General features: G+C 69.8%; 11 protein-coding genes. 6 read left to right on the plus strand and 5 right to left on the minus strand.

The genetic code is table 11. The features are described from left to right. The 4 genes from AC1D15_RS07375 to AC1D15_RS07390 all read right to left on the minus strand — a co-directional run. A partial coding sequence (locus AC1D15_RS07375) for a PHP domain-containing protein (protein ID WP_477825484.1) occupies positions 1-253 on the minus strand: 253 nt, incomplete at its 3' end. A gap of 109 nt (positions 254-362) precedes the next feature. Then, positions 363-1,466, minus strand: a complete 1,104-nt coding sequence (locus AC1D15_RS07380) for a PQQ-dependent sugar dehydrogenase (RefSeq protein ID WP_477825485.1) — start codon at positions 1,464-1,466, stop codon at positions 363-365. Next, positions 1,463-3,187: a single-stranded-DNA-specific exonuclease RecJ gene (gene recJ / locus AC1D15_RS07385; RefSeq protein WP_477825492.1), complete on the minus strand. Its 1,725-nt coding sequence runs from the start codon at positions 3,185-3,187 to the stop codon at positions 1,463-1,465. Before recJ ends, AC1D15_RS07380 begins: the two co-directional genes overlap by 4 nt. A gap of 8 nt (positions 3,188-3,195) precedes the next feature. Continuing rightward, complete coding sequence (locus tag AC1D15_RS07390) at positions 3,196-4,128, minus strand: hypothetical protein (RefSeq protein ID WP_477825486.1); 933 nt, start codon at positions 4,126-4,128, stop codon at positions 3,196-3,198. Between the two features lie 85 nt (positions 4,129-4,213). Here AC1D15_RS07390 and AC1D15_RS07395 point away from each other — a divergent pair, with 85 nt between their 5' ends. Genes AC1D15_RS07395 through sixA form a run of 4 tightly spaced genes read left to right on the plus strand, consistent with a single transcriptional unit; the run spans position 4,214 to position 8,725 of the window. Next, positions 4,214-5,098, plus strand: a complete 885-nt coding sequence (locus AC1D15_RS07395; protein WP_477825487.1) for a UDP-2,3-diacylglucosamine diphosphatase — start codon at positions 4,214-4,216, stop codon at positions 5,096-5,098. After that, positions 5,095-6,186, plus strand: a complete 1,092-nt coding sequence (locus AC1D15_RS07400) for a glycosyltransferase family 4 protein (RefSeq protein ID WP_477825488.1) — start codon at positions 5,095-5,097, stop codon at positions 6,184-6,186. The genes AC1D15_RS07395 and AC1D15_RS07400 overlap by 4 nt, the downstream gene beginning before the upstream one ends. Continuing rightward, positions 6,183-8,258: a polyphosphate kinase 1 gene (ppk1, locus tag AC1D15_RS07405; protein ID WP_477825489.1), complete on the plus strand. Its 2,076-nt coding sequence runs from the start codon at positions 6,183-6,185 to the stop codon at positions 8,256-8,258. The genes AC1D15_RS07400 and ppk1 overlap by 4 nt, the downstream gene beginning before the upstream one ends. A gap of 5 nt (positions 8,259-8,263) precedes the next feature. Further along, complete coding sequence (gene sixA, locus AC1D15_RS07410; RefSeq protein WP_047503323.1) at positions 8,264-8,725, plus strand: phosphohistidine phosphatase SixA; 462 nt, start codon at positions 8,264-8,266, stop codon at positions 8,723-8,725. 315 nt (positions 8,726-9,040) lie between these two features. Here sixA and AC1D15_RS07415 read toward each other — a convergent pair whose 3' ends face one another. Next, positions 9,041-9,529, minus strand: coding sequence for a type III secretion system chaperone (locus AC1D15_RS07415; protein ID WP_477825490.1), 489 nt, complete (start codon positions 9,527-9,529; stop codon positions 9,041-9,043). Between the two features lie 239 nt (positions 9,530-9,768). On the opposite strand from AC1D15_RS07415, the gene AC1D15_RS07420 reads away from it, so the two are divergent. Together AC1D15_RS07420 and AC1D15_RS07425 are read left to right on the plus strand one after the other, a co-directional pair. Beyond that, a complete protein-coding gene (locus AC1D15_RS07420) occupies positions 9,769-10,761 on the plus strand; it encodes a cytochrome-c peroxidase (protein ID WP_082004250.1) in 993 nt (330 codons plus the stop codon). Positions 10,762-10,784: 23 nt separating this feature from the next. Further along, positions 10,785-11,389: DAHL domain-containing protein (locus AC1D15_RS07425; RefSeq protein WP_477825491.1), on the plus strand; the 605-nt coding region annotated here is incomplete at its 3' end.

The following is an 11,389-nucleotide window of genomic DNA, read 5'->3' on the forward strand; positions in this document are numbered from 1 at the left end:
GCCCGACGATGTGCACCGTGGTGCCGGCGAAGGTCACCGAGATCTCGGTGCCGGTCAGGTAGGGCAGGCCCAGCGCCAGCGCCGCCGCCCGGGCACGCTGCTGGCCGCCGACCTCGTCATGGTCGGTCAGCGCCCAGAGTTCGACGCCGTTGGCCTTCGCGCGCGCCGCGAGTTCCTCGGGTTGCAGCGTGCCGTCCGACACCGCGGAATGGCAGTGCAGGTCGGCGTTGGTCCATACAGCAGGTTGGCTCACGGAGGACATTGTAGGGAGCCTGCTCAGGCTGCATCGCCGCAGGGGTAACCCGCCACCCGTTCGCATGCCGCCAAGGCTTCGACAAGCTCAGCCCGAACGGCCTTTCTCCTCAGGGCGTGACGCGCAGCACGCGCCCGGGGTTGTTGTCGGCCAGCAGGTACAGGAACCCGTCCGGCCCCTGGCGCACGTCGCGGATGCGCTCGTGCAGCTCGGTCAGCAGCCGCTCCTCCTTGACCACCTTGTCGCCGTCGAGCTGCAGCCGCACCAGCATCTGCCTCGCCAGCGCGCCGACGAACAGGCTGCCCTTCCAGCCCGGGTAGCGATCGCTCGTCAGGAAGGCCATGCCGCTCGGTGCGATCGACGGCACCCAGTACGTCAGCGGCTGCTCCATGCCGGCCTTGGCCTTGCCTTCGCCGATCGCGGCGCAGCTGCCGTACTCGCAGCCGTAGGTGATCACCGGCCAGCCGTAGTTCCTGCCCGCCGCATCGAGGTTGACCTCGTCGCCGCCCTGCGGGCCGTGCTCGTGGGTCCACAGCGCGCCGGTCCACGGGTTCAGCGCGGCGCCCTGCAGGTTGCGGTGGCCGATGCTCCACAGCTCCGGCCGCGCGCCCGCCGTCCTGACGAACGGGTTGTCGGCCGGCACGCCGCCATCGGCCTCGATGCGCACCACCTTGCCGAGGTGGTTGCCGAGGTTCTGTGCGTCGTCGCGCATCAGGTAGCGGTCGCCGAGCGTGACGAACAGGCGGCCGTCGCGGCCGAACACCAGCCGCGAGCCGAAGTGCGCGGTGCTCTTCACCTTCGGCAGCTGCCGGAAGATCACGCTGACGCCGGTCAGCTTGTCGCCTTGCAGCCGGCCGCGCGCGACCGCCGTGCCGTTCTTGTCTGCCTCGCTGCGGCTGCCGGCCTCGGCATAGCTCCAGTAGACGAGGCCGTTGCTCGCGAACTTCGGGTCGAGCGCGACGTCGAGCAGCCCGCCCTGGCTGCGCGCGTCGACCTCCGGCACGCCCTGCAGCGGCGCGCCGAGCCGGCCATCGGCCGCGACGATGCGCAGGCGGCCCGGGCGCTCGGTGACCAGCATGCGGCCATCGGGCAGGAAGGCCAGGCCCCACGGGTTCTGCAGCCCGGTCGCGACCGTCACCACGTCGACCGCCTGCGCGGCAGCACCCGCTACGCACATCGCGGCCACCAGCGCCGCCCGCATCATCGCTTTCATCCGGCTCCTTCCACGACCATCTGCACCCGCTGCTGGCCGTTGTATTCGTCGACGCGCAACTGGTAGGCGAGCCGCACCCGCGTGCCCACCGGCGCGGTGTGGCCGAACCAGATCGCATCGCGCAGCGCACCCGCATGCCGCACCGACAGCTTCAGGTGCTTCTCGGCCACCAGGCGCTGCGACACCACCTCGACCTCGTCGCAGAACAGCGGCGGCTCGAAGGCCTGGCCCCACACCTGCGCATCGAGCGAGCGCACCGTCTCGGCATTGAAATACTCGGCCGCCAGCGGCCCGTCGGTCAGCAGCGTGCGCGACAGCGTCGCCGCGTCCAGCCACTCGCGGGCCACCTGCTGCAGCGCGCCGTCGAAGGTGTCGAAATCCTCCTCGGCCAAGGTGCAGCCTGCCGCCATCGCGTGCCCGCCGAAGCGCTTCAGCACGCCCGGGTGGCGCTTGGTGACGAGGTCCAGCGCATCGCGCAGGTGGAAGCCCGGGATCGAGCGGCCCGAGCCCTTCAGCAAGCCGTCCTGGCCGAGCGCGAACACGAAGGTCGGCCGGTGCAGCCGGTCCTTCAGCCGCCCGGCGACGATGCCGACCACGCCTTCGTGGAACTCGGGGTCGTAGAGCGCCAGCGCCGGCGGCGCATCGCCCTCGGGCATCAGCGTCTCGAGCATGGCCTCGGCCTGCTCGCGCATGCCGGCCTCGACCTCGCGGCGCTCGCGGTTGATGGTGTCCAGCGTCTGCGCGAGCTGCGCGGCGCGCGCCGGGTCGTCGGTCAGCAGGCACTCGATGCCGAGCGACATGTCCGACAGCCGGCCGGCCGCGTTGATGCGCGGCCCGAGCGCGAAGCCGAAATCGAAGCCGGTGGCGCGCGACGCATCGCGCCCGGCCGCGCTGAACAGCGCGGCGATGCCGGCGTGCATCTTGCCGGCGCGGATGCGCCGCAGGCCCTGCGCGACCAGCCGGCGGTTGTTCGCATCGAGCCGCACCACGTCGGCCACCGTGCCGAGCGCGACCAGGTCGAGCAGCGCGTCGAGACGCGGCTGCTGCTCGGCGCTGAAGGCACCGCGTGCGCGCAATTCGGTGCGCAGCGCGAGCAGCACGTAGAACATCACGCCGACACCAGCCAGGTTCTTGCTCGGGAAGGCGCAGCCGGGCTGGTTCGGGTTGACGATCACGCTGGCGTCCGGCAGCACGACCTGCTCGCCTTCCTTGGCGGGCAGGTGGTGGTCGGTGACCAGCACGTCGAGGCCCATCGCCCGGGCGTGCGCGACGCCGGCGATGCTCGCGATGCCGTTGTCGACGGTGAGCAGCAGGTCGGGCTTCGGACCGGGCTTCTGTTCGAGGGCCAGGTCGACGATGGTCGGCGTCAGCCCGTAGCCGTGCACCGCGCGGTCGGGCACGATGTGCCGCAGCGTGCCGGGCTCCGCGCCCAGCAGCGCGAGCCCGCGCAACGCGACCGCGCAGGCGGTGGCGCCGTCGCAGTCGTAGTCGGCGACCACGCAGATGCGCTTGCGCGCCGCGATCGCGTCGGCCAGCAGCACCGCGGCCGCCTGCGCGCCGTGCAGCTCGGCCGGCGGGATCAGGCGCGCCAGCCCGTCGTCGAGTTCGTCGTTGCTGCGCACGCCGCGTGCAGCGAACAGCTGCGCCAGCAGCGGGTGCACGCCGGCCTGCTCCAGCGCCCACACGCTGCGCGGCGGGGCATCGCGGCGGGCGATCCGCACATCGGCCATCACAGCGCCTCCAGCAGCGCCGTCGGCGATGCGCCGCCGAAACGCCGCGCCAGCCGCGTGAGCCAGCCTTGCGAGCCGGCCTGCAGCCGCTGCGCAAAGCGCTCGCCGCACAGTGTGAGCGACACCGCCTCGCCGGCATCGTGCCGCGCCAGCAACTCGCGCACCGGGCCGGCGTCGAGCGCGCGCCAGGCCTCGGTCCAGTCGGCCCAGTTCTCGCCCAGCAACGGAGCGCGCAGCCGGTGGTCGATGAGCAGCCCGGCGGTCGAGCCCGCCGGCTGCCGGCGTCCGCAGCCGCTCAGCCAGAACGAGTTGACCGGCATCATGCTCATCTCGGCGCGATGGTCGTTCTCGGGCTGCTGGTACAGCATCATCTGCACCTCGTTCTGCAGCCGGCGGATCGCCTTCGCCTGCGGGTGCTCGGGCATCCACAGGTCGAGGTTGCGGCCGATCACGCGGTCGAGCGATGCGGTCGGCAGGCCTTCCAGCGAATCGTGCGATGCATACCAGCGCAGCGGCGCGCCCCAGGCCAGCTGCCAGCCCTCGCTTTCGAACAGCGGGCGCACCGCCTCGAACAAGGCATGTGATTCCTTGGCACTCAGCCGCAGTTGCTCCGGGTAGCCGACGCTGACGTGCTCGGCGCCCACGTGCCAGTGCACCGGCGTCAGCAGGCCCCAGGGGGCCTCGCCGACCGGCACGCCGTCGGCCGCGGCCGCGTGGGCGGCCCAGGGCAGGCAGCCGTCGGCACCGCGCCAGCCGAGCGCCTGTGCGTGCGCCAGTTCGGCCGGGGTGTTCAACGCGTATTCGTCGGTGCCCAGCCGGTCGGCGGGCACCATGCGCGGCAGCAGGCGCTGCAGGTGGGGAAGGACGAGGCCGCGCTGTGCCGGCAGGCCAGCTTCGGAGAGCGTGCTGGCGTTGGGAATCAACAAGTGCATCGGGCGATTATCGGACGGCGCACGTCACCGGCCCGTCATGCCCTTGCCACCACGGCGTCATGGCCGGCTGCGAAGCTGGGTGTCCATGCAACGAGACGCCTTCTTTCGTGCCTGGACCGTTCCGCAGGAGCCCGCTCCCGGGGCGGAGGACGAGCCGACCTCGCACCGGCTGCGCTACCGCAGCGTGTGGATCTCGGACCTGCACCTGGGCACGCCCGGCTGCCGCGCCGATGCGCTGCTCGATTTCCTGCGCCATGTCGAGAGCGACACGCTGTTCCTGGTCGGCGACATCGTCGACGGCTGGCAGCTGCGGCGCAGCTGGTACTGGCCGCAGGCGCACAACGACGTGGTGCAGAAGCTGCTGCGCAAGGCGCGCAAGGGCACGCGCGTCGTCTTCATCCCCGGCAACCACGACGAGTTCGCGCGCCGCTATGTCGGCCATGAGTTCGGCGGCATCGAGGTGGCCGAGGAGTGGGTGCACGAGACCGCCGACGGCCGCAAGCTGTGGATCCTGCACGGCGACCTGTTCGACGGCGTGATCCAGTGCGCCAAGTGGCTGGCCCACGTCGGCGATACGCTGTACGAGTTCACGCTCAAATTGAACCGCCACCTCAACTCGCTGCGCGCACGCATGGGTCTGCCGTACTGGAGCCTCTCGAAATACCTGAAGCTGAAGGTCAAGCGCGCCGTCAGCTTCATCGGCGATTTCGAGAACGCGGTCGCCCGCGAGGCGCGCCGCCGCGGCGTGCAGGGTGTCGTCTGCGGGCACATCCACCATGCCGAACTGCGCGACATCGACGGCATCACCTATGCCAACGACGGCGACTGGGTCGAGAGCCTGACCGCGCTGGTCGAGCATGCCGACGGGCGGCTCGAGATCATCGACTGGGCCCAGCAGCTGCGCGACCGCGAGCCGCAGGCGGCGCCCAAAGTGGCACAAGCGGCGCCCACCGTGGCGGAGGCCGCATGAGGATCCTGCTGGTCACCGACGCCTGGAAGCCGCAGGTCAACGGCGTCGTCACGACGCTGGTGGAGCTGCAGCAGGGCCTGACTGCGCTCGGTCACGAGGTGCTGCTGATCGAGCCCTCGGGCTTTCGCCGCTTCGCCTGCCCGGGCTACCGCGAGATCGAGCTCGCGTGGCGGCCGGGACGCGAGGTGGCGCGCCGCATCGACGCCGCGCTGCATGGTGGCGAGGGTGGGGGCGGTGTCGACGCGATCCACATCGCCACCGAAGGGCCGCTGGGCGGCGCGGCGCGCAAGCATTGCATCCGGCGCGGCCTCGCCTTCACGACCGCGTTCCACACCCGCTTCCCCGAGATCCTGGCACGGGCGCTGCACCTGCCCGAGCGCTGGGGCTATGCCTGGTTCCGCCGCTTCCACGCGAAATCCAGCGGCATCATGGTGCCGACGGCCGGCATGTTCGACATCCTGCAGGGCTACGGCTTCAAGCCGCTGCGGCGCTGGTCGCATGGCGTCGACCTGGGCCTGTTCGAGCCGGTGCCGCAGGCCGATTTCGGCCTGCCACGGCCGGTCTTCCTGCACGTGGGCCGGCTCAGCTACGAGAAGAACCTGGAGGCCTTCCTCGACCTCGACCTGCCGGGCTCGAAGGTGGTCTACGGCGTCGGCCCGCTGCAGGAGCGGCTGCAGCGCGAGTACCCGCAGGTGCACTGGCGCGGCGTCGTCACGCGCCCGGAGCTGGCGCGCATCTACAGCGCGGCCGACGTGTTCGTGTTCCCCGGCCGCTCGGAGACCTTCGGCCTCGTGATGCTGGAGGCGYTGGCCTGCGGCACCCCGGTCGCCGCCTACCCGGTGGCCGGTCCGCTGGACGTGGTGGCGCCGCAGGGCGACGGGCGCGATGGCGGCGTGTTGCACGACGATCTGCGCGCCGCGGCACTGAAGGCGCTGGAGATCCCGCGCGATCGCGCCCGCGAGCGCGCGCTGCAGTTCGGCTGGGAGCCGGTGTGCCGCGAGTTCCTCGATCACCTGGTGCCGGCGCGGCCCAGCACTGACATGGGTGTCACGAAACCGACGCAAAACCTTCATAAACTCGTCGGATGACCGCGCCGACCGTTGCTTCGCCGGCACCGCTGATGCCAGCGCTGCTGAACCGTGAAAGCGCCATCCTCGAGTTCAACCGACGCGTGCTGGCCCAGGCCCGGCGCGACGATGTGCCGTTGCTCGAGCGATTGCGCTACATCTGCATCGTGTCGTCCAACATGGACGAGTTCTTCGAGGTGCGCTTCGCCGACTACATCGAGGCGGTGCGCCAGCCCGGCGCCGGCGTCTCGCCGCGCGACCTGGCGACGGTGGCCGCCGAGGCCCACCTGCTGATCGACGACCAGTACCGCTGCTTCAACGACGAGGTGATGCCGGCGCTCAAGCAGCAGGGCATCCAGATCCTGAACCACAGCGACCGCAACGAGGCGCAGCGGCGCTGGGTCGACACCTTCTTCCAGCGCCAGGTGCGGCCGCTGCTGGTGCCGGTGGGGCTCGATCCATCGCACCCGTTCCCGCAGGTCGCCAACAAGTCGCTGAACTTCATCGTGCGGCTGGGCGGCAAGGATGCGTTCGGGCGCGAGAACACGATCGCGATCGTCAAGGTGCCGCGCGTGCTGCCGCGCGTGATCCGGCTGCCCGACGAGATCGCCGGCACCGGCCAGGCCTTCGTGCTGCTGACGAGCGTGATCCGCGCGCACCTGGCCGAGCTGTTCCCCGGCCGCGAGGTCGAGGCGTTCTCGCAGTTCCGGCTGACCCGCGATTCCGACCTCGCGGTCGACGAGGACGATGTCGCGAACCTGCGCCAGGCGCTGCGCTCGGGGTTGACGACGCGCCACTTCGGCCAGGCGGTGCGGCTGGAGGTGGTGAACACCTGTCCGCCGGAGCTGTCGGAATTCCTGCTGATGCAGTTCGCGTTGCCGCAGGCGGCGCTGTATCACGTGAACGGGCCGGTGAACCTGGTGCGGCTGAACGCGCYGATCGACGCCGCCGACGCGCCGGCGCTGCGCTTCCCGCCGCACGATGCGCCGTGGCCGACGGGGCTGTCGCGCGACGAATCGATCCTCGAGCGGCTGCGCCGCGGCGACGTGCTGATGCACCACCCGTTCGAATCGTTCGAGCCGGTGGTGCAGTTCCTGCGCGAGGCGGTCGAGGATCCCGACGTGCTCGCGATCAAGCAGACGATCTACCGCACCGGCAGCGAATCGCCGCTGATGGACCTGCTGATCGACGCGGCGCGGCGCGGCAAGGAAGTGATGGCCGTCGTCGAGCTGAAGGCGCGCTTCGACGAAGAGGCGAACATCAACTGGGCGGAGCGGCTGGAGGCCGTGGGTGCGCAGGTGGTGTACGGCATCGTCGGCCTGAAGACGCATGCCAAGCTGCTGCTGGTGACGCGCCGCGAGGACGGCCGGCTGCGCCGCTACGGCCACCTGTCGACCGGCAACTACAACCCGAAGACCGCGCGGCTGTACACCGATGTCGGCTGCCTGACGGCCGACGCGGAGATGACGGCCGACATCGACGCGGTGTTCCAGCAGCTCGCGAGCCTGGGCAAGATGCGCCCGCTGCGCCAGCTGCTGCAGGCGCCGTTCACGCTGCACAAGCAGATGCTCGCGCACATCCACCAGGTGGCCGATGCGGCACGCCAGGGGCGGCCGGCGCGCATCGTCGTGAAGATCAATGCGCTGACCGACGTGCCGCTGATCGAGGCGCTGGTGGCGGCCGGCCAGGCCGGTGCCGACATCGACCTGATCGTGCGCGGCGCCTGCATGCTGCCACCGGGCATCGCGGGCCGGACCGACCGCATCCGCGTGCGCTCGGTGGTGGGCCGGCTGCTGGAGCATTCGCGCGTGCTGTATTTTCGCTGGGGCGCAAGCGAGGCGGACGAGGCCTTGTTCATGTCGAGTGCCGACTGGATGGGGCGCAACATGTTCCGCCGCATCGAGGTGGCTTGGCCGGTGCGCGATGCGGCGATGCGCCAGCGCGTCATCGACGAATGCCTGGTGCCCTACCTGCACGACGGCAAGGACGCCTGGAGCCTGCAGTCGGACGGCAGCTACCGGCGGATCGGCACCGACGGCCCGAGCGCACAGCAGGCGCTGATGACACTGAGGGTGACGAAGCAAGCGGGGTGACAGCCATGGACCTGATCCTGTGGCGCCATGCAGAGGCGCATGTGCTGCGCGACGGCCAGGACGACCTGGAGCGCACGTTGACACCGAAGGGCGAGCGCCAGGCGCAGCGCATGGCCGAATGGCTGAACCACCGGCTGGCGCATTCGACGCGCATCCTGGTGAGCCCGGCGGTGCGCACGCAGCAGACCGCGAAGGCGCTCGACAAGTCGTTCAAGACGCTGGCGGCACTGGCGCCCGATGCGGCGCCCGATGCCGTGTTGAAGGCCGTGCGCTGGCCCGACGCAAGCGAGCCGATGCTGGTGATCGGTCACCAGCCGACGCTCGGCCAGGTGGCGGCGCTGCTGCTGAGCGGCCAGCCGCAGGACTGGTCGGTCAAGAAGGGCGCGGTGTGGTGGCTGCGCCGGCGCGATCGCGAGGGTGTCGTCGACACCGTGCTGCAGGCGGTGCAGGCGCCGGATTGCCTGTAGGGCCTGCGATCAGGCTTGCACGTGGATGAGTGCGTCCATCAGCCTTTGCAGCGAAGGACTCGTGGCCGTCGCAGGCGCACCACCGAGGACGTACTTCGCCTGCTGGCTCGTCGACAGCCGGGTCGGGCTGCCATGATCTCGACCGACCGCGCCTTGACTGACCGCGCCTTGACCGACCGTGTGCGTGCCGAGCCGGCCGACGGCCACATCGGCGTTCGCAGCATTCAGCCGATGGTGTGATGCGAGACGAGAGATTCCAGTGGGTCCCATGTTGTGCTCCTTCGACTTCGGTTGAAGAGATGCCGTTGACCGGCCTCACGGCATCAGCYGCAACTCCAGCTCCCGTGGGTCCATCGGCGGAAATTCGCTGACCTCGATCACTTCGGCGTTCTCGACATCCGGGCCGGATTCGATCAGCTGGCCGAGCATCGACAGGTTGTCGAGGAAGCGCTGGAGCCAGTTCGCGAACTTCACATCGTCGAGCTGATCGACCGGTGCGCTCGCCAGCTGCAGCACGCTGCCGGTCGACTCATGCCAGCGCAGTGCCGATGTGAAGCCGTCGTCATCGGTGCGGTCGGTGCTGGCCTGCCAGCGGTCTTCATCGAAGACGTGCTCCGGACCGAACGGCATCGAGCCGGCCTCGGCGAACAAATGGATGCGGGACTCGACGGGTTCGTGCAGCAGGCTCACGACGAACTTGCCGTCGACCACCAGTTGCAGGTGGCCTTCGCCGTCGAACTCGAACTGCGCTCCGCCGACCTGGCGCGAGAAGCCGTCCATCAAGTTCTTCAGGGTGTTGCTCATGGATCGAAAAGCCCGGAGGGGCCAAGAGATTCCGTGCGAACTGAGTGACCGCGACCTGCGCCTGGTTCCATCGATTGAAAGGACATTCGTACCCGGGGGAAGCACCACCGCGCGGTTGGCATTTGTTGACCTTTTGGGTGAACGACCTGTGCGGCAATGCCTTACGTCACGTGACAACCTGAGCCGATAGTCCACGGGTGCAGTGACGCATCACGCACACAACGACTGATGAGGTGCTCATGCCCTGGTTGGATGCCGAAAAGATTGCCGCCGCTGTTCTCGCTGCCACGCTGGGCGGCTTCGCTGCAGGACAGGCGTGGGCGCAGGTCGACGAGCCGATCCGGCCGATCCCGCTCGACGTGCGGCTCGATGCGCGCAAGGTCGCGCTCGGCGACCGGCTGTTCCACGACAAGCGCCTGTCCGGCGACGACACCATCGCCTGTGCCAGCTGCCATTCGCTCGATCGCGGCGGTGTCGATGGCCGCGTCAGCGCGATCGGAATCGGCGGTGCGGTCGGTCCGATCAACGTGCCCACGGTGCTGAACAGCGGCTACAACTTCCGCCAGTTCTGGGACGGCCGCGCCGGATCGCTGGAGGAGCAGGCGGCCGGTCCGGTGCACAACCCGAAGGAGATGGGCAGCAACTGGCCGCAGGTCATCGAGAAGCTCGGGCGCGACAAGGCGCTCGTCGCGGCCTTCGAGGAGTCGTACCGCGACGGGCTGCAGCCGCGCAACATCCAGGACGCGATCGCGGTGTTCGAGCGATCGCTGACGACACCGAACGCGCGCTTCGACAAGTACCTGCGCGGCGACAAGACGGCGCTGCGCAGCGACGAGCTGCAGGGCTGGCAGCTGTTCAAGAGCTACGGCTGCGTCGCCTGCCACCAGGGGGTGAACGTCGGCGGCAACATGTTCCAGGTGTTCGGCGTGATGGGCGACTACTTCGCCGGCCGCGGGCAGCCGACCGCCGCCGACATGGGGCGCTACAACGTCACGCACAACGAGGCGGACCGCCACATGTTCAAGGTGCCCAGCCTGCGCAACGTGGCGCTGACGGCGCCGTACTTCCACGACGGCTCGGCCCGCACGCTCGAAGACGCGGTGGACACGATGTTCCGCTACCAGCTCGGGCGGCCGGCCTCGCAGCAGGACAAGGCGTTGATCGTGAAGTTCCTGCACACGCTCACCGGCGAGCTGCGCGGTCGCTCGCTCGAGCCCCGCATCCAACCCTGAACGAGCGCCCTCCCATGATCACGATGAACAAGCGAACCTGGGTGAACCTGCTCGTCGGCGGCGTGCTGGCGGTGGTGCTGGCGCTGCTGGTGAACAAGACCTCGGACGTGAACCACGTCGAGTACGGCGAGATCGGCACCCTGCTGCGCCAGCTCAAGCAGATCGATGCCGAATGGAACGTCGACGTGCTGCGCTCGAAGACGGGGTTGAATGCGAGCTACGACCCGGTGGCGAGCCCGTTGCCGGTGATCGAGTCGCTCGACGACCTGCTGCGCAGCAAGACCGACCGGTTCTGGAGCGGTCGCGGCGACAGTGCCGAGCGCATCCTGCCGCTGCTCGACACCTACCGGCAGCTGATGAGCTCGAAGGTGGAGCTGATCGACCGGTTCAAGTCGCAGCATTCGATCCTGCGCAACTCCACCCGCTACCTGCCGTCGGCGGCCTCCGAAGTGCTGCTCGCCGGGCCGGCGGCCGGCCGCGACGGGCTGGCGGCGGCGGTCGACCGCGTGCTGGTCGACACGCTCGTCTATGTCAACACGCCGGAGCTGGTCCATKTCGAGCGGGTCGACGCCAGCATCGCCCGCCTGCGCGAGCTTGCCAGGTCGCTGCCGGCCGAAGCGGCCCAGCG

This window comes from Rhizobacter sp. P2_H2 (assembly GCF_056403375.1).

Excerpts from the sequence above, each read along its gene's own strand:
- AC1D15_RS07395 (WP_477825487.1), top strand. The coding sequence starts at position 4,214 with ATGCAACGAGACGCCTTCTTTCGTGCCTGGACCGTTCCGCAGGAGCCC.
- AC1D15_RS07380 (WP_477825485.1), bottom strand. The coding sequence starts at position 1,466 with ATGAAAGCGATGATGCGGGCGGCGCTGGTGGCCGCGATGTGCGTAGCG.
- AC1D15_RS07420 (WP_082004250.1), top strand. The coding sequence starts at position 9,769 with ATGCCCTGGTTGGATGCCGAAAAGATTGCCGCCGCTGTTCTCGCTGCC.
- AC1D15_RS07390 (WP_477825486.1), bottom strand. The coding sequence starts at position 4,128 with ATGCACTTGTTGATTCCCAACGCCAGCACGCTCTCCGAAGCTGGCCTG.
- sixA (WP_047503323.1), top strand. The coding sequence starts at position 8,264 with ATGGACCTGATCCTGTGGCGCCATGCAGAGGCGCATGTGCTGCGCGAC.